The organism is Massilia sp. MP_M2 (assembly GCF_039123635.1).
In the GTDB taxonomy this organism is placed as follows: domain Bacteria; phylum Pseudomonadota; class Gammaproteobacteria; order Burkholderiales; family Burkholderiaceae_D; genus Telluria.
The window spans coordinates 71193-90572 of sequence record NZ_JBCHJF010000009.1; the positions used below are offsets into that span (position 1 = coordinate 71193).

A 19380-nucleotide genomic window follows, 5' to 3' on the forward strand; every position below is an offset into this window, starting at 1 on the left:
CACTAAATAAATCAGATGCCACCATGAAACACCTGGCGAGCGTGGCGAAAATCACGAAAGCATTTCCATGTGGAAATAATAATGGTCGTCTGGCCGTTACGGGCGAGGTATATTGCCGCAAAAACAAGCATGGTTTAGTATGGCCGTCTCGTCTCCCGGAACCTCCCATGTCCAATCGCGCCTCTGCCTCGTTCACCCTGCGCACCACCCTTGCCGCGCTCGCCCTGTGCTGCGCGGTTGCCGGATGCAAGCGCGCCGAGCGGCCGGCGCCGCCGCCCGCAGCGGCGCCGGTCGCACCCGTCGTCCAGGCGCCCGCGTACAGCAAGGAACAGGCGATGGCCACGCTGCTGGCGTTGCCGGAGCTGGCTGCCTGGTCGGCGCAGATCGAACGGCGCACGGGCGGCAAGGCGCGCGGCGCCGTGGTCGAGGACAACCCGGCGCCGCGCGAAGTCAATGGCAAGAAGTACTACCAACTGAGTTTTGTCGAGAACCGCGCGCAGGATGCGCGGCGGCAGGAGAGCTTCCTGGTCGCGCAGGACGGCAGCGAGATCCTGGTCGACGACACCGAATCGGACACGCTGCTGAGCCTGCAGGAATGGCGCCGCACGATCGAGCGCGTCAACCTGAAAAGCGCCGATTAACTGTCCAGGTGCGAGATCAGCAGCCGGCGCGGATCCTGGCCCGGCGCCGGTCCGTGCTGGCCATCGACCGAAATCCCGACGGCCATGATGTCGATCAGCAGCAACTGCAGGATGCGCGAAATCATCGACAGAAAACTCGTGCTGTCTTCGGCGTGATCGACCGCCAGGCAGACGCTGGCCTTGCGCGCCAGCGGCGACTGGCTGTTGCTGATCGCGATGACGTCGGCGCCGGCCGCGCGCGCGATGTCCACCGCCTGCAGCAATTCGGGCAGTCCGCCTGAATTCGACACCGCAATCACCACATCACCCGGCCCGAGCAATTCGGCGGCCAGTGTGAACAGGTGCGCGTCGCCATACAGCGCAGTAGGAATGCGAAAGCGGAAGAACTTGTGCTGGCCATCGAGCGCCACCGCGCGCGAATTGCCCATCGCGTAGAACTCGACGCGCTTGGCGCGGCTGACCATCTCGATCGCGCGGTCGAGCGAGCGCACGTCGAGCTGGTCGCGAAAACGCAGGATCGCCGACACCGTGTTGTCGATCACCTTGGCCGACAGGTCGTGCGTGCTGTCGCTCAGGCGCACCTGGCTGTGGCGCACGGGGATCGAGCCGGTCAGGCTGCTGGCGAACTTGAGCTTGAAGTCGGCCAGGCCCTGGAATCCCAGCGAGCGGCAAAACCGGATCACGGTCGGCTGGCTCACGTCGGCCAGGCGCGCGATCTCGGCGATCGGTTCATTGAGCACCATGCGCGGCTGGTCGATGACGAGGCTGGCCACGCGCCCTTCGGCCGGCGAGAGCTCATGACGCAACTGCGTGATGCGCTCCATCAGCGTGTTGGCGCCGCTGCGTCCGCGCAGGTGTTCGGCCAGGATGGTGGCCACGCCATGGAAGGCCGGGTTCGGCGTCGTGATGACCCAGGTCGGAATGTCGGCCAGGTAGTCCGAGAACCGGCCCTTGGCTTCGAAGCGCGCACGAAACGGCGAACGGGCAAACCACTCGCCCAGGCGCGGCACGATACCCCCGCCGATGTACACGCCGCCAAAGGCGCCGAGCGTGACGGCCAGATTGGCCGCCGCGCCGCCCAGCATGCCGCAGAAGCACTCGAGCGTTTCCAGGCACAGCGCATCGTTCTGTTCGAGCGCGCCGGCCACGATCGTCGCGGCCGTGCGCGGTGCGGCGTCGACGCCATTGCGGTCGGCCAGCGCGCGGTAGATCACTTCCATCCCCGGCCCCGAGATCAGGCGCTCGTTCGACACGTGCGGCCACTCGCGCCACGCGTATTGCAGGATTGCGAATTCGCGCTCGTCGAACGGCGCGAAGTTCACGTGCCCGCCTTCGCTGCCCAGCGTGACGAAACCGTCGGCAGTCGGGATGCCGCCCGAGACGCCAAGACCCGTGCCCGGGCCCAGCACGCCGATGACCGCGCCCGGCACCGCCTTGCCGGGACCGACCTGCATCAGGTCCTCGCGCGCAAAGTTGGGCAAGGCGGTGGCCAGCGCCGTGAAGTCGTTGACGATCAACAGCGTGGCCAGGCCCAGCTCGCGCCGCACCGCATCGGTGGAAAACTCCCACGCGCGGTTGGTCATGCGCACGTAGTCGCCGCTGATCGGATTGGCCACTGCAAAGGCGCCGTGGTGCAGCGTGACATCCTGATGGTCGAGCAGGTAATGACGCAGCAACGGCACGATGCCGGCAAAGTCCTCGCAGCGCAGCACCGCCACGTCGCGAAACACGCCGGGCGCGCTTTGCAGCGCGAAGCGCGCATGCGTGGCGCCAATGTCCGCGAGCAGGCGCGGGCCATCGGCAAACGCCGTGCGCGCGAATTTTTCGGGCTGCGCGCCGGCCATCAGCGGTTCGCCGCCAGGGTGCCGAACCAGGCGCCGTACGGCGCCAGCGTGACGTGGCCCTGCTGCGCACTGCCATCGAGGCCCTCGACCGGCATCTGCGCCACGCCGTCCGTTGCTGGCCACTCGAAGCTGACTTCTTCGTTCGACAGATTGAACGCGGCCAGCACGCTGTCATGCCCGGCCAGGTCGCGGCGCAGCGCCAGGACCGGCTCGGGCGCATCGAAGAATGCGATCTCGCCGCGTGTGAGTTGCGGCAGGCTGCGACGCAGGGCAATGAAGCGGCGCTGGAAGTTCAGCATCGAGTCATGGTCGCGGTCCTGCACGTCGACGGCAGCCTTGACGTGCGCGGCGTCCACCGGCAGCCATGGCTGGCCGTCGGTAAAGCCCGCGTGCGGCGCAGCGGCGACCCACGGCATCGGCGTGCGGCAGCCGTCGCGGCCCTTGAACTCGGGCCAGAAGGTTTTACCGTACGGGTCTTGCAGCAGTTCGTAGGGCACATCGGCTTCGGTCAGGCCGAGTTCATCGCCCTGGTACAGGCACGGCGTGCCCTTGAGCGAGAGCTGCATCGCCAGTACCAGCTTGGTGAAACCAGGGGCCGGGTTGGCACCGCCCCAGCGTGTGGCCACGCGAATCGCATCGTGGTTCCCGACCGACCAGGAGGCCCAGCCATCCTTGACGCGCTCGTTGAATTCCTCGACCTGGCGGCGCACGTGCGCGGCGTTGAAGACCGGCGTGAGCAGGTTGAAGCTGTAGGCCATGTGCAGCTTGTTGCCGCCTTCGGTGTACTCGCTCATTTGGGCCAGCGCGTCGTCCGAGCTGATTTCACCGATCGACACGGCGCCAAATTCATCGAGCTGTGCACGCACGCGCTCGAGGAACGCGATGTTTTCGGGCTGCGTCTTGTCGTACAGGTGCGCCTGCATGCCGTACGGGTTCACGTCCGTCACGGTTGACGTGTCGCGCACCAGCGCCGGCGGGTTACTGCGCAGCTGGCGGTCGTGGAAGTGGAACACGCAGGCATCCATGCGCACGCCGTCGACGCCGCGCTCGAGCCAGAAACGCTGCGCATCGAGGTGGGCCTGCTGCACCAGCGGATTGTGGAAGTTCAGCTGCGGCTGGCTGACGAGGAAGTTATGCAGGTAGTACTGCTTGCGGCGCGTGTCCCACTGCCACGACGAGCCACCGAACACCGACAGCCAGTTGTTGGGCGGATTACCGTCCGGGAGCGGGTCGGCCCACACATACCAGTCCGACTTCGGATTGTCGCGGCTGGCGCGACTTTCGACGAACCATTTGTGGGTGTCAGCGGTGTGCGACATGACCTGGTCGATCATGATCTTCAGGCCCAGGCTGTGCGCCTTGGCGACCATGCGGTCGAAGTCGGCCAGGTTGCCAAAGAGCGGATCGACGTCGCAATAGTCTTCGATGTCGTAGCCAAAATCGGCCATTGGCGACTTGAAGAACGGCGAGAGCCAGACGATGTCCACGCCCAGGCTCGCGATATAGTCGAGCTTTGCGGTCACGCCGGCCAGATCGCCGACGCCATCGCCGTCGGTATCGAGGAAGCTGCGCGGATACACCTGATAGATGATGGCTTCGCGCCACCAGTTCGGGTTGTCGGTCGTCGAGATCTGGGTCATGGGCAAGTCCGGGCGGGTGCGTGATGTGGAATTCTAGGCAATATACATCAGGCGAACCTTCTTGACAATTCCACCCAGCTAGCAATAAATCGAATTTAATCATTTGATTTCAATGACTTGAAACGTTATATGTGATTGTGCCGATTCTTCATCCGTACCTAAACTACGTATGCATGTTGCCACTTTGTTTCTAGTTTGTTTCACGACAATTTTTATGTTGCAAAGAGAGGCGTCCCCGTCATAGCATCGCGTCTGTTTGCCAATTCAAGGAAGCGGTTCGATGACATCTCTCGCAAAGCCAGGCACCGGGCGCATGCCCCGGCAAATCCCCTACATCATTGCCAATGAGGGATGCGAACGCTTCAGTTTCTACGGAATGCGCAACATCCTGACGCCATTCCTGATCACGACCCTCCTGATGTTTTTGCCGGAAGACATGCGCACCGGCGAAGCCAAGCACGTGTTCCACACCTTCGTCATCGGCGTGTACTTCTTCCCGCTGCTCGGCGGCTGGCTGGCCGACCGCTACTTCGGCAAGTACAACACGGTGTTCTGGCTCAGTCTCGTGTATTGCCTGGGCCACGCCTGCCTGGCGATTTTCGAAGACAACGTCAACGGCTTTTACTTCGGCCTGTTCCTGATCGCGCTCGGCTCGGGCGGCATCAAGCCGCTGGTGGCCAGTTTTGTGGGCGACCAGTTCGACCACACCAACAAGGACAAGGCGAAAGTCGTCTTCGACGCCTTCTACTGGATCATCAATTTCGGCTCGTTCTTCGCATCGCTGCTGATGCCGCTGCTGCTGCGCGACTACGGCCCGGCCTGGGCCTTCGGCGTGCCCGGCATCCTGATGTTCATCGCGACCATGGTGTTCTGGAGCGGTAAAAAGAAATACGTGCACGTGCCGCCGGCGCCGGCCAATCCGCACTCGTTCATGCGCGTGGCGAAAAGCGCGCTGCTGGCCAGGCAGCCCGGCCAGGGCCGTCCGGGCCTGAACCTGGCCTTGCTGGGCGCAGCCGGCGCCCTCGCGTCGCTGGCCATGGCGGCGCAATGGGGCTTCGTGATCGCCGCCTGTACCGCCCTGGTGCTGTTGATGGCCTTTGGCGGCATGGGTACCTCGATGCAACTGAACCGCGCACGCGGCCTGCATCCGGACGACGCCGTGGACGGCGTGCGCGCCGTGCTGCGCATCCTGATCGTGTTCGCGCTCGTCACGCCGTTCTGGTCGCTGTTCGACCAGAAGGCCTCCACCTGGATCGTGCAGGCCAACATGATGACCACGCAAGTGAACCTCTTGGGCTGGACCTTCGACGTGATCCCGGCCCAGATGCAGGCCTTAAATCCCCTGCTCGTGATGATCCTGATCCCGCTGAATAACATCGCCCTGTTCCCGCTGATGCGCAAGATGGGCATCGAGCCAACCGCGCTGCGCCGCATGACGGCCGGCATCGTGCTCTCGGCCGCGGCCTGGATCGTCGTGGGCAATCTGCAGGTGGCGCTCGACGCCGGCGACGCCGTCTCGATCGCGTGGCAGATCGCGCCGTATGCGCTGCTCACGCTGGGCGAAGTGCTGGTCTCGGCAACGGGTCTCGAATTCGCCTACAGCCAGGCCCCTGCCGCCATGAAAGGCGTGATCATGGCGCTGTGGTACCTGGCCGTCACGGTCGGCAACCTGTGGGTGCTGATCGTCAACGCCAGCGTGAAAAACGAGTCGGTGATCGCGTATATCGAAGGCTCGGGCGTCGGGGTGATGGCGTTCCAGATGTACTTCTTTGCCGCGTTCGCGCTACTGTCGGCGGCGGCGTTCGGGTGGTATGCGACGCGCTACCGGATGGTCGACCACTATCGCAGCAGCGTTGCGGGATAAGCGGTTCATGAAACGTCACCTTGTCCTGCTGGCAGCATCGCTGTCCTCGAGCGCGTATGCTGCTGTTCCTCTCGCCACCTGCGACAGCCCGGCCTTCCAGCAGGTGCTGGGTGCCTCGGCCACGACACTCGATGCGCGCGCCGTCTGGCTCGACCGCCGCCTCGTGCGCTGGCCCGGCGCCTCTGGCGATGGCGTCTATCGCCTGTACCACTCCCCTGTCGGCGCCATCCAGGCCACGGCCGGCAGCAAGGTCACCGGCAGCGCCGGCGCGATCGTGCTGGCCGTCTCGCGCGTGGCGGTGCCGCAAGCTGCAGCCACGCGCTTCAAATGGGTCGCCAGCGGCCCGACCCTGAGCGTGCAGGACGCCGACCTGGCGCGCCTGCCTGCCCTGCACCGCGAACAGCTGGTGCTGGTCCACGAGAACCCGGACGGCACCGTGCGCGACGCAACGCGCGTGCAAGCGGCCGGCGCGCTCGACGACCTGTACGCGGCGGCCGAACGCATCCCGGATCTGGGCGCGACGCCCACGGCCCAGCAGACTGCTTTCAAGCTGTGGGCGCCCACCGCGCGCGATGTCGCGGTGTGCACCTATGACAGCGCAACGGGCCGCGCAAACGCCGTGCTGCCGCTGACGCCCGATGCGCGCACCGGCGCCTGGGCTGCCAGCGTCCCGCGCGATTTGTCCGGCACGTATTACAAGTACGCAGTCGACGTCGTCGCCGATGGCGCCGGGCTGGTACGCAACCTGGTGACCGACCCGTACTCGGTCAGCCTGAACGCCGACTCCCAACGCAGCTATATCGCCGACCTGGATGCGCCGCACCTCAAGCCAGCCGGCTGGGACACCACGCAGCCACCGGCCACGGTCAAGGCGCAGACCGACATGGTCATCTACGAGCTGCACGTGCGCGACTTTTCGCTGATCGACCAGACGGTGCCGCCGGCCAAACGCGGCAAGTACGGCGCGTTTGGCGAGACCAATTCCAACGGGATGCGGCACCTGCGCGCGCTGGCAAAGGCCGGCCTGACCGACATTCACCTGCTGCCCGTGTACGACATCGGCAGCATCCCCGAAGTGGCGTGCGCGCAGCCCGCCCCCGCCGGCGCACGGGATGGCGAGAGCCAGCAGGCGCTGGTCGTCAAGACCGCCCACACCGACTGCTTCAACTGGGGCTACGACCCGCAGCACTTCAACGCCGTCGAAGGCAGTTACGCGAGCGACCCGCAGGACGGCGCGCGCCGCATCATCGAGTTCCGCCAGATGGTGATGGACCTGCACAAGGCCGGCCTGCGCGTGGGCACCGACGTCGTCTACAACCACACCTTCATCGCGGGCCAGGAAGAAAAATCGATCCTCGACCGCGTGGTGCCCGGTTACTACCATCGACTGAATGCCGTGGGTGGCATCGAAGCCTCGACCTGCTGCTTCAACACGGCGACCGAAAACACGATGATGGCCAAGCTGATGATCGATTCGTCGGTGCTGTGGACACGCCACTACAAGATCGATTCGTTCCGCTTCGACCTGATGGGCCACCAGCCGCGCGAGGCGATGGTGCGCCTGCAGCAGGCCGTCGACGCGGCGGCGGGCCGCCACGTGCAGCTGATCGGCGAAGGCTGGAATTTCGGTGAAGTGGCCGACGGCGCGCGCTTCGTGCAGGCGTCACAGCTGTCGCTGAACGGCACCGGCATCGGCACCTTCAGCGACCGCGCGCGCGACGCCGTGCGCGGCGGCTCGCCCGGCGACTCGGGCCTGCCTGTCATCAAGCAGCAAGGCTATATCAATGGCCTGGTGTACGACGCGAACGCCCTTGGCGGCGACGCAAAAAAGGTCGACCTGCTGCGCGCGGCGGACCTGATCCGCGTCGGCCTGGCCGGCTCGGTGCGCACGTATCCGATGCAGGCCTACGATGGCCAGGTGCGCCAGTTGCAGGCGATGGTCTACGGCGGCAACCAGCCGGCCGGCTACGCGAGCGAACCGGGCGAAGCGGTCAACTACGTCGAGAACCACGATAACCAGACGCTGTACGACATCAACGTGCTCAAACTGCCGGTGGCAACCAGCAGTGCGGAGCGCGCGCGGGTTCAGGTGCTGGGGATGGCGATCAATGCATTCAGCCAGGGCGTCGCGTATTACCACGCCGGCATCGACACGCTGCGCTCAAAGTCGCTCGACCGCAACAGCTTCAATTCGGGCGACTGGTTCAACCGCATCGACTGGACCTACCAGGACAACTTCTTCGGCACCGGCCTGCCGCCGGCGCCGGACAACGCGAAAGACTGGCCGCTGTTCAAACCGCTGCTGGCCAATGCCGCGATGAAGCCGGCGCCCGCCGACATCGGGTTCGCGCGCGACGCGTTCCGCGACCTGCTGCGCATCCGCGCCAGCAGCACGCTGCTGCGCCTGCGCACGGCCGACGACATCAACACGCGCCTGCGCTTCTTCAATACGGGGCCGCAGCAGGAGCCGACCGTGCTGGCCGCCTGGCTCGATGGCAAAGGCTATCCGGGTGCGGGCTTTGCCGGCATGGGCTATCTGGTGAACGTCGACAAACAGGCGCACACGATCAAGGACGCTGCGCTGCGCGGCAAGCGCCTGCGGCTGCATCCGGTGCATGGCGCGCCAGGTGCGGCCGACAAGCGCGCGCTCAAGGCGCGCTTCGACAGCGCCAGCGGCACCTTCACGGTGCCGGCGCGTACGGCGGTGGTGTTCGTCGAGTAGCGTGGACGGCTACGCCGTCCACGCGGGGATCGCTGGCAGCGAGATCATCCGGCACGTGAGCGGCGCCGCTATCAGCCAGCATGCTCCAGCACAGGCGCTGGCGCTGCCACCATCGCCAGCCGCGCAATCGCAAACGTATTGCGCCCCTTGTCCTTGGCCTCATACAAGGCGCTGTCGGCCAGCTCGCTGATCGTCAGCGCCGTCACGCCCGGCGCGTCGGCCAGCGCAATGCCGATCGTCGCACTCACCGAAATCGGCTGGGAACCGAGCATGAACGGGGCTTCCATCGCCTGCATGATCTTCTTGGCCACCAGCTCGACGTCGCGCGGCGAGTTGACTTCGTCGAGCAGTACCGTGAATTCGTCGCCGGCCAGGCGCGCCACCATGTCGGAGCTGCGCACCACCTTGCGCACGCGCCGTGCGAATTCGACCAGCACCATGTCGCCCACTGCGTGGCCGTAGGTGTCGTTGATCCGTTTGAAGAAATCGATATCGAGATAGAACAGCGCAAAGGCGCGCTCGCGCTGCGGCGCGCGTTCGACCGCTGCCTGCAGCGCCAGCTCGAACTGGCGCCGGTTCGGGATGCCGGTCAGCGCATCGGTGTGCGCCAGCGCGTGCAGATTGCGTTCGTGCATGCGCGCGGCGGTGGCATCGGTCGTCAGGATATACACGCCCACCACCTCGCCGTCGCGCACATCTGGCAGGAAGGTCGAGTGGACGATGCGGATGTGCTTCTTGCGCACGATGTCATGCTCGCACTGCGAGGCCTTGCCCAGCCAGGCATCGTCCAGCGCTTCTTTCTGCTGCCGGTAGAAGTCTTCGCCGAAGGCTTCCACCATGGTCTGGCCCAGCACCTGCGCGGACGCCTTGCCAAGCCACGACTGATGCACCGTATTGGCAAACATGTAGCGATGATCCTTGTCGAGGTGTGCGATCAGGACCGGCAGGTTATCAGTGATCGTGCGCAGGCGTTCTTCGCTGTCGACCAGGCGATCGCGCGATGCTTTCAGTTCGGTGATGTCCTTCATTGCCACCACCGCGCCGAGGGTCTTGCCCTGGGCGCTGCGCAGCGGGCGGCCGCTGGCCAGCAGCGTGTACGGCGGCCGGCCGGCCGGCGCGATGACCATCGCGCCGTCGCGCACGACTTCGCCCTTGAGCGCGCGCACCAGCGGCACGTCGTCCATCGTCATCGCGGTCTGGCCGTCGCCGTGGTACAGCGAATAGAACTGCGACCATTCCGACGGCGCGATCGCCTTCAGGTCGTGACCATGCAAGGTGCGCGCCGTGCGGTTGAACAGCGTCAGGTTGCCAACAGCGTCACAGGCGACCACGCCGACATCGATCGATTCGAGCACGGCGTCGAGCAGCTCCTGTTTTTCTTCCAGCTGCTGCTGCGTGCGGATCCGCTCCGAGATGTCATTGACGAAGGCGCCGATGTACCGCGCGCCGTTCCACTCGTAGGCCGCAACCGTCATCTGGATCGTGATCTGGCGCCCGCTCTGGGTCAGCGCTGGCAATTCGACATTCTGGTTCAGGTACGGGCCGGTGCCGGTATCGAGCAGGCGGCGGATGTTCGCGTCATGCGCTTCGCGCTGCTGCGCCGGCATCACCAGCTGGGACAACTGGCGGCCGCGTGCGTACTCGCCCGACCAGCCGAAGATACGCTCGGCCGACGTGTTCCATGCCACCACCACGCCGTCGCTGTCGGTGCCGATGAAGCCACTGAACGACGAGTCGATGATGGTGCGGTTCCAGGCTTCGCTCTCGCGCAACATGGCTTCGGCCGCTTCGCGCTGCGCTACTTCGTGCGACAGTTGCCCGACCTTGTCTTCCAGCTCGGTGGTGCGGGCGGCGATGCGGACTTCCAGGTCGGTATTGAACGACTTGAGCGCCTGCTCGGCGAGCATGCGTGCAGTCACCGCCTTCAGGTGATTGATTTCGACTTCGACCAGTCCGGCCAGGTCGGCCAGTACCTGGCGCTGCTCCTGGTTCAGGCGGCGCGGCGCGCGGTCAATGATGCACAGCGTGCCCACGGCCTCGCCATCGCTGTAGACCGGATGCCCGGCATAAAAGCGGATGTGCGGCTCGCCGGTGACCAGCAGATTGTCGGCAAAGCGGGGATCCTGCGCGGCATCCTCGATCACGAGCAGCGCGCGCGCCTGCACCGCGTGGCTACAGAACGACAGCGAGCGCGGGGTTTCCGAGGCTTCCAGGCCGTGATGCGATTTGAACCACTGGCGCTCGGCATCGATCAGCGATACCAGCGCAATCGGCACGTCGAACGTCATGGCGGCCAGGCGGGTAAAGCGGTCGAAGCGGGTCTCGGCTGGGGTGTCGAGAATCTGCAGTTCGGCCAGCGCGGCAAGGCGGGCCTGTTCAATTAACATTTGGCTGACGATGATAAACCTCTTCCATGGTCCGGAACGGGGGACGACAGGGCAGGACGGCCCTGTCGACACGGCGCCGGGGATTTGGGGAGCCACGTGAAATGGTAGCACGCAGTGCCGTGCGGAAACTACACGTTCCGTTCCGTGCGTCGCGTGGCGTTGACGTTTTTTCGACAACTTTTGGCGAGACATCGGTACAAAAGCGCCTGCACGGGCCAGGCATGACCCGCAATGCAGGCCATGTTTCGCCGTCTCCGCGACTCAGCGGTGCGCGGTTTCTCAGATATCCAGGTGCGAAATCAGCAGCCGGCGCGCATCGATATCGCTCTGCTGATGCCCGCTGCCCTCCCCTTGCGCGCCCAGCGAAATCCCGACCGACATGATGTCGATGAGAAGCAGTTGCAGGATGCGCGAGATCATCGACAGGAAGCTCGTGCTGTCTTCGCTGTGGTCCACCGCCAGGCACACGCTGGCCTTTTTCGCCAGTGGCGAGCGGCTGGCCGTGATGGCGATGATGTCGGCGCCACGCTCGCGCGCCGTATCGACCGCCTCGAGCAGCTCGGGCAACTGCCCGCCGGTGGAAATCGCGATCACCACGTCGCCCGGCCCCAGCAAACCGGCAGCGAGGTTCAGCAGGTGCGCATCGCCGTACGACGCGGCCGGGATGCGAAAGCGGAAGAACTTGTGCTGGCCATCGAGCGCCACCGCGCGCGCATTGCCCAGCGCGTAGAACTCGACCCGGCGCGCGCGCCGCAGCAGTTCGATGGCGCGGTCGATCGCGTGCACGTCGAGCGCATCGCGAAACTTGAGGATCGCCGAGACCGTGTTGTCGATCACCTTGGCCGACAAATCATGGGTGCTGTCGGTCACGCGCACCTGGCTGTGGCGCACGGGGATCGTGCCGGTCAGGCTGCCGGCGAATTTGAGCTTGAATTCGGCCAGGCCCTGAAAGCCCAGCGAACGGCAGAAGCGGATCACGGTCGGCTGGCTCACGTCGGCCAGGCGCGCGATCTCGGCGATCGGTTCGGACAGCACCTTGCGCGGATGCTCGATCACGAGCGCGGCCACGCGCTGCTCGGCCGGCGAGAGCTCGTGCAGCAGTTGCTGCACGCGGTCGGTCAGCGTGTTGGCGCCGCTGCGCCCGCGCAGGTGCTCGGACAGGATTGCCGAGACGCCGTACAGCGCCGGGTTGGGCGTCATGATGATGTAGGTCGGAATCTGGGCGATGTAGTCCCGGAAGCGTCCCTTGGCCTCGAAGCGCGCACGGAATGGCGACTGCGCGAACCAGGCGCCAAGGCGCGGCACGATGCCGCCGCCGATGAACATGCCGCCAAACGCGCCCAGCGTCACGGCCAGGTTCGCCGCCGCGCTGCCCAGCATGCCGGCGAAGGTCTCCAGCACCTCGAGGCACAGCGCATCGTGCGCATCGAGCGCGGCGCTGACGATGTCGGCGGTGCTGCGCGCTGGCGCTTCGACGCCGTTACGCAGCGCCAGCGCGCGGTAGATCAATTCGATGCCGGGGCCGGAGATCAGGCGCTCGTTCGAGACGTGCTGCCACTCGCGCCACGCGTACTGCAGGATCGCGAATTCGCGCTCGTCGCTGGGCGCGAAGTTGACGTGGCCGCCCTCGCTGCCCAGCGTGACAAAACCGTCGATGGTCGGGATCACGCCCGAGACGCCAAGACCCGTGCCCGGGCCCAGCACGCCCGAGACGGCATGCGTCTGCGGCGCGCCGCCGCCGATCTGCAGCAGGTCTTTCGACTGGAAGCCCGGCAGCGCCATCGCCAGCGCGGTGAAGTCGTTGACGATCAACAGCGTCGACAGGCCCAGCGCGCGGCGCACGGCATCTAGCGAGAACTGCCAGTCGCGGTTCGTCATGCGAATGAAGTCGCCGCTGATTGGATTGGCCAGCGCAAAGGCCGCGTGGTGAATGCGCCCGCCCGGATGCTGTTCGAGGTAGGCGTGCAGCAGCGGGATGATGCCGTCGAAGTCGTCGCACAGCAGCACCGCGACCTGGCCCAGCACGCCGGGCGCGGTCTCCAGGCCCAGGCGCGCGTGGGTGGCGCCGATGTCGGCCAGCAGGCGCGGGCCGTCGGCAAAGGCGGCGCGCGGTGGTTTGCTTTTTGGATCAGGGTCTTCCGTCATCGCGCAAGGATAGCATTAACCGAATGACAAAAGAATGGCCGCCGATTAGCGCACCAGTCCCTTGAGCAGCGCCTTGTGGAACTGCACCGGGTTTTGCATCTGCGGCGCGTGCCCCATCTCGGGGAACGTTACCAAGACCGCCCCCGGAATCGCCTTGCGCGTGCTCTCGGCCAGCACCGCGTAGTTGCCCAGTGTTGGCCGCACGGCAGCGGGCGCGGCGTCCTTGCCGATCGCGGTCGTGTCCTTCAAGCCCATCAGCAGGAAGGTCGGCGTTTTGATCAACGGGAATTCATGCACCACCGGCTGCGTGTAGATCATGTCGTAGATGAGCGCCGAATTCCAGGCCACGAGTTCCTTGCCCTTGCCACGGTACATACCGGCCAGCATCTGCACCCACACTTCGTACTCGGGTTTCCACTCACCGTTGTAGTAGGTCGTGCGCTCGTACTCGCGTACGCGCTCGGCCGACAATTTCAGCTCGCGCTCATACCATTTGTCGACACCCAGCGACGGCACGCCCAGGTTCTTCCAGTCTTCCAGGCCGATCGGGTTGATCATCACCAGCTGGTCCGTCAGCTCGGGATACATCAGCGCGTAGCGCGTGGCCAGCATGCCGCCAGTCGAATGGCCGATGACGATCGCCTTCTTCACGCCGATCGACGCCAGGAGTTTGCTCGTGTTGTCGGCCAGTTGCTGGAACGTGTACTGGTAGTGCTGCGGCTTGGTCGATTTGCAAAAGCCGATCTGGTCGGGCACCACGACGCGGTAGCCGGCGTCGCGCAGTGCATTCGTGGTGCCGGCCCAGGTCGCGCCGCAGAAGTTCTTGCCGTGCATGAGCACCACGGTGCGGCCATTCGGGCTGGCCGGCTTGACGTCCATATAGGTCATCTGCAGGTCGACGCCCTGCGACCTGAAACGATATTGCTGCGTTGGCGCGGGGTAGGCGAATTCTTCGAGCTCGGCGCCGTAGACTGGCGCGGCGGCCGGTTGCGCCTGCGCCGGGGCCAGCGCGAGGGCGAAACAGAGGCCCGCGATGGCGCGGGCGATGTGCGTAAAGACGGGCATGGAGGTGGGCAGACTGGCGCCGAGAAGTGGACGGAGCGGCCAGTCTATCCCAGAACCCGGTCAGTCCTGCGCGATCAGCGCGACCTGTGCGGCGGTCTCGAACCGCACCTTGCCGTCCTTGACCACGGCGGTCTTGCCGGTGTACCAGTCGCGCACCGTGGCGCCGTCGTTGAAGACGCCGCCGACTGAAATTGCCACCGGCTCCTTCGCCGGCAAGCCCAGCGCGACGACCACCCGGTCGCTCACGCCATTCTGTTCCCACGTGCGCTTGAACGTGTACGGGCTCGAGCCGATCATCTTGTGCTTGCCAGCGCCGACAGCCGGATGCGCGGCGCGAAAGCGCCCCAGTCGCGCCCAGTGCGCGCGGATATCGGCCACGCGGTGCAGGCCACGTTCGGCGTTCGATGCCAGCTCGTCCCAGTTCATGAACGTGCGCAGGTTGGCGTCGCCCTCGGCACCGTCGAACTTCAGGATGCGCGCCGTTTCGTCACCGTAGTAGATCTGCGCTGCGCCGGGCGCCAGCAGCAGCTTGTTGGCCGACTCGAACGGCTGCTGGCGCAGCGGATCGAACGGGCTGCCGTCGTCGTGCGAACTGATGTAGTTCAGCACCGAGAAGCCTTTCATGTCGCCGTGCAGGATGCTTGAATATTCCGAGAATACCTGCTCGTACGGGCGCTTGGCGTCGCTGCGCAGGCTGAAACTGATCATGCTGTCAAAGCCCTGGTCCAGGTAGTCGACGAACTCGCCGCCGCCCATGTCGAACTTGCGCGCGTGCTTGATCTCGTAGTTGTAGACCTCGGACACCATCCAGAACGGCTTCTGGTCGATGCTCTTGGCCGGGTTGGCGCGCTTCCAGTCCGCCAGCGCCAGGCTCGCTTCCTGTTTGAGTTCCTTCCACAGGCCAGGCTCGGTGTGTTTGACGGTGTCGGCGCGAAAGCCATCGATGCCGAACTTGCGCACCCAGTCAGCGTGCCATTTCATCAGGTAGTAACGGGGCGCGCGCGGGTAGCCGGTGCGCTTGAAGAACGCGTCGAGCTCTTTGACTTCGCGCTCGTAGCGCCCTTCCTTCTTCCACTTGACCACCAGGTGCGGCGGCAGTGGCACCGGCTTGTCGCTGCCGGTCAAAAAGTCCGGCAGGTTCGCCACCAGCGTGCAGTCGACCGTCGTGCGCGCATCCTTGTAGGTGCAGGTCGGGCCGGTGCGCACCCACGACGCCGGCCACACCTTGTCCTGCGGCGTGACAGGGCCCGTGTGGTTCATCACCACGTCGAACACGATGCGGATGCCCTTGGCGTGGGCCGTGTCGACCAGTGTGCGCAGTTCGTCCTCGGTGCCAAACGCAGCGTCGAGCGCGGTGAAGTCCTTCGCCCAGTAGCCGTGGAAGGCGTAGCTCTTGCCGGTGCCTTCATCGGTCGCGCCGTGGATCTGTTCGATCACGGGCGTCAGCCAGATCGCGTTCACGCCCAGGTCGGTGAAATACCCTTCCTTGATCTTGGCCGTGATGCCGGCGATGTCGCCACCCATGAAACCGCGCAGCGGCGCCGCGTCATCCCTGCGCCCGTAGGCCCTGTCGTTGGCCGGGTTGCCATTGTTGAAGCGGTCCGTCAGCAAGAAGTAGACGGTCGCGTTCTCCCAGACGAACGGCTTGCCGGCGGGGGCCGGGCCGGGCAACTGGGCGCTGGCAGAGGCCATCGCGCCAAAGGCGAGCAGCATGGCGGAAGCAAGGACGGGTAGTTTCATGCGGGGTTCCTGTGTGGTGAAGGGGTCAGGTGACGACGGTGGGTTCGCTGCGGCCGGTGCGCTGGCGCAGGCTGGACAGGCTCTCGGCCAGATCGATCAGGCCTTGCAGCGCGGCCTGCGTGTCGAGGTTGTGGTGCGCCGGATCGGCTTCGTAGCGTTCGAGGTAGACCCGCACGGTGGCGCCTTCGGTGCCGGTGCCGGACAGGCGCAGCACGATGCGCGAGCCGTCCGCCATGATGATGCGGATGCCCTGCTGCGTGGAGACCGAGCCGTCGACCGGGTCGGTATAGGCGAAGTCGTCGGCCAGCACAATCTGGTGGCCGGCCAGTGTCTGCCCCGCCAGTTCGGGCAGGCGCGCACGCAGCGCATCCATCATGGCGCCGGCGGCGCCGGCATCAACGGCTTCGTAGTCGTGGCGCGAATAGTAATTGCGGCCGAAGCGGGCCCAGTGCGCCGCCAGCAGCTGTTCGACCGTCTGGCCGCGCACCGCCAGCAGATTGAGCCAGAACAGCACGGCCCACAGGCCATCCTTTTCGCGGATGTGGAACGAGCCGGTGCCGTAGCTCTCTTCGCCGCACAGCGTGACGAGATCGGCGTCCATCAGGTTGCCGAAATACTTCCAGCCGGTGGGCGTCTCGAAGCAGGCGATGCCCAGCGCTTGGGCGACGCGGTCGGCCGCCATCGACGTGGGCATCGAACGCGCAATGCCCTTGATGCCGCCCGCGTAACCCGGGGCCACGGTGGCGTTGGCGGCGATGATGGCCAGGCTGTCCGATGGCGTGACGGCGATGCCGCGCCCGACGATCATGTTGCGGTCGCCGTCGCCGTCCGAGGCGGCCCCGAAGTCCGGCGCATCGGGCGCGGTCATCGCGGCGATCAGCTCGTGAGCGTTGACGGGATTGGGGTCGGGATGCCCGCCGCCGAAGTCTTCGCTCGGCACGCCATTGACGACCGTGCCGGCCGGCGCCCCGAGGATGCCTTCGAGGATCGTGCTGGCATAGGGGCCAGCCACTGCGTGCATCGCGTCAAAGCGCATCCGGAAGCCGCCTGCGAACAGGCCGCGGATCGCGTCGAAATCGAACAGGCCTTTCATCAGCTCGGCGTAGTCGGCCACCGGGTCGATCACTTCGATCAGCATGTCTTCAAGATGGGTGGTGCCCAGCACATCGAGGTCGACGACCGGCGCGTCGCTGATGCGGTACTGCGTGATCGTTTGCGTGTGCGCGAAGATGGCGTCGGTGATTTTCTCGGGCGCCGGGCCGCCATTGTCGATGTTGTACTTGATGCCGAAGTCGCCATCCGGGCCGCCCGGATTATGGCTGGCCGAGAGCACGATGCCGCCCTGGGCGCCGTGCTTGCGGATCACGCAGCTCACGGCCGGCGTGGACAGGATGCCGCCCTGGCCCACCAGCACGCGTTCGACCCCGTGCGCGGCCGCCATGTGCAGGATGGTCTGGATCGCGTCGCGGTTGAAGTAGCGGCCATCGCCGCCGACGACCAGGTGACGGCAAGCGCCTTCGCCCAGCGTCAGGAAAATCGACTCGACGAAGTTTTCAAGGTAGCCGGGTTGCTGGAACTCGGTCACTTTCTTGCGCAAGCCCGATGTGCCGGGGCGCTGCCCGGCAAACGGGGTGGTCGCGACGGTCTGGATGGTCATGCTCTACTCCTGTCAATGTAAGCGTTCACAACACGTTCGGACAGCGCCGGACAATGTTGATAAAACGTTACGATACGACAGACGCCGGATTCACGGCGCGCACGCGCGCACCGTGCGCCATGGGCGTCACACGGCAGCGCGTACCGGCGCCGCCTTGTCCGTCACCAGGAGGGTCAGCAGCGCGGCAACGAGCATGCAGACGCCGCCCAGCACGAGCGTCAGCACGGCGTGACCACCGAACAGGTGCTTGGTCACGAAACCCAGCAGCAGGCCACTGACGATCTGCGGGATCACGACGAAGAAGTTGAACAGGCCCATGAAGTAGCCCATGCGCTTGGCGGGCAGCGAGCCGGCCAGGATCGCGTACGGCATCGTCAGGATCGATGCCCACGCGATGCCGATGCCGATCATCGGCACGACCAGCATGTTCTTGTCGGTGATGAGGAACACGCTGGCCAGGCTCAGGCCGCCGATGGTCAGGCACGTCGCGTGGACGACCTTGCGGCTGGTCATGCGCGCAAACACGGGCAGGATGAAGGCGGCCAGCGCCGACACGCCGCTGTACACCGCGAACATGATGCCGACCCAGTTGCCGGCGTCCTGGTACGCACTCGACTGCGCGTCGGTGGTGCCGTAGACACTGTCGGCGATGGCGGTGCCGGCATAGATCCACATCGCGAACAGCGCGATCCAGGTGAAGAACTGCACGAACGCCAGTTGCACCATCGTGCGCGGCATCTTGGAAAAGCCGCCGAAGATCTCGGCGATGGCCACGCCGACGCTGCGCGAGGCGGCACGCTCTTTCTTGAACGCTTCCATGTCGGGCGGCGGCAGTTCGTCGGCGAACACCACGGTCCAGGTCACGGCCAGGAAGAACACGAGGCCACCGACGTAGAACGAGTAGCGCACGGTGTCGGGGATCACGCCGCCGATGACGGCGTTCGACACGCCCATGCTTTCAAAGAAGGTCGGCAAAAGCGAGGCGATGACCGCGCCGCAACCGATGAAGAAGGTCTGCATCGCGTAGCCAGCCGTCTGCTGCGACGGATCGAGCTTGTCACCGACAAAGGCGCGAAACGGTTCCATCGACACGTTGATCGCGGCATCCATCATCCACAGTACGGCCACGGCCATCCACAGCGCGGTGGAATTGGGCATCAGGAACAGGGCAATGGCAGCCAGCACGGCGCCGATGAAGAAGAACGGCCGCCGGCGACCCCACTTCGGGTGCCAGGTGTTGTCGCTCAGGTAGCCGACGATCGGCTGGACCAGCAGACCCGTGACAGGCGCGGCGAGCCAGTAGAGGGAAAAGTTTTCGGTATCCGCGCCGAGGGTGGCGAAGATACGGCTGGTATTTGCGTTCTGCAGCGCGAAGCCGAACTGGATGCCGAAGAAACCGAAGCTCATGTTCCACAGCTGCCAGAACGACAGGCGTGGTTTGAGCACGGTCGATTGCATATCCATGTGTGTCCCCAATCTGGCCCGACACGGGAGCGGGCGCTGTTATGTGAATGCGCGGCGCACTGATGGTGCGCGCCGTTGGTGCAGAGGCGTGCCGGAACAGGCAACCAGCCTGCCAGCGTATCTGTAGCAAAATAACATGGGGGTATCGGGGTGTCAATCGCGGAGATCTGCGGGTGCGACGGGCGCCACACCCCAGAGTCGACGGCGTTTT

The 19380-nt window shown here is 65.4% G+C and carries 11 protein-coding genes; 3 read left to right on the forward strand and 8 right to left on the reverse strand.

Translation table 11 applies throughout. The features are described 5' to 3' along the window. Window positions 1-167: 167 nt before the first annotated feature. Complete coding sequence (locus RCH14_RS18195) at window positions 168-641, forward strand: hypothetical protein (protein ID WP_343027516.1); 474 nt, start codon at window positions 168-170, stop codon at window positions 639-641. On the opposite strand, the gene RCH14_RS18200 is transcribed toward RCH14_RS18195, so the two are convergent. Beyond that, a complete protein-coding gene (locus RCH14_RS18200; protein ID WP_343027517.1) occupies window positions 638-2485 on the reverse strand; it encodes a glucokinase in 1848 nt (615 codons plus the stop codon). The two genes, RCH14_RS18195 and RCH14_RS18200, sit on opposite strands and share 4 nt — an antisense overlap. Then, window positions 2485-4125 carry an alpha-glucosidase gene (locus RCH14_RS18205; RefSeq protein WP_343027518.1) on the reverse strand — a complete coding sequence of 547 codons (1641 nt, stop codon included), beginning with the start codon at window positions 4123-4125 and terminating at the stop codon, window positions 2485-2487. Before RCH14_RS18205 ends, RCH14_RS18200 begins: the two co-directional genes overlap by 1 nt. A gap of 280 nt (window positions 4126-4405) precedes the next feature. Here RCH14_RS18205 and RCH14_RS18210 point away from each other — a divergent pair, with 280 nt between their 5' ends. Beyond that, on the forward strand, window positions 4406-5989 hold the full coding sequence (locus tag RCH14_RS18210; protein ID WP_343027519.1) for an oligopeptide:H+ symporter: 1584 nt from the start codon (window positions 4406-4408) through the stop codon (window positions 5987-5989). Window positions 5990-5996: 7 nt separating this feature from the next. Further along, entirely contained in the window at window positions 5997-8711 is a 2715-nt protein-coding gene (locus RCH14_RS18215) for an alpha-1,6-glucosidase domain-containing protein (protein WP_343027520.1), read from the forward strand. A gap of 71 nt (window positions 8712-8782) precedes the next feature. Here RCH14_RS18215 and RCH14_RS18220 read toward each other — a convergent pair whose 3' ends face one another. The 6 genes from RCH14_RS18220 to RCH14_RS18245 all read right to left on the reverse strand — a co-directional run bounded on the left by RCH14_RS18220 (window position 8783) and on the right by RCH14_RS18245 (window position 19169). Next, the gene (locus RCH14_RS18220) at window positions 8783-11098 is read right to left on the reverse strand and encodes a diguanylate cyclase domain-containing protein (protein ID WP_343027521.1); all 2316 of its coding nucleotides are present in this window, start codon (window positions 11096-11098) and stop codon (window positions 8783-8785) included. A gap of 279 nt (window positions 11099-11377) precedes the next feature. Next, window positions 11378-13243 (reverse strand): glucokinase, encoded by a 1866-nt coding sequence (locus RCH14_RS18225; RefSeq protein WP_343027522.1) that lies wholly within the window; start codon window positions 13241-13243, stop codon window positions 11378-11380. A 45-nt stretch (window positions 13244-13288) separates the two neighbouring features. Next, window positions 13289-14308, reverse strand: a complete 1020-nt coding sequence (locus tag RCH14_RS18230) for an alpha/beta hydrolase (RefSeq protein ID WP_343027523.1) — start codon at window positions 14306-14308, stop codon at window positions 13289-13291. A gap of 60 nt (window positions 14309-14368) precedes the next feature. Continuing rightward, a complete protein-coding gene (locus RCH14_RS18235) occupies window positions 14369-16048 on the reverse strand; it encodes an alpha-amylase family glycosyl hydrolase (protein WP_343027524.1) in 1680 nt (559 codons plus the stop codon). Window positions 16049-16073: 25 nt separating this feature from the next. Further along, the gene (locus RCH14_RS18240; RefSeq protein ID WP_343027525.1) at window positions 16074-17705 is read right to left on the reverse strand and encodes an alpha-D-glucose phosphate-specific phosphoglucomutase; all 1632 of its coding nucleotides are present in this window, start codon (window positions 17703-17705) and stop codon (window positions 16074-16076) included. A gap of 126 nt (window positions 17706-17831) precedes the next feature. Further along, entirely contained in the window at window positions 17832-19169 is a 1338-nt protein-coding gene (locus RCH14_RS18245) for an MFS transporter (RefSeq protein WP_343027526.1), read from the reverse strand. Between the last annotated feature and the right edge of the window lie 211 nt (window positions 19170-19380).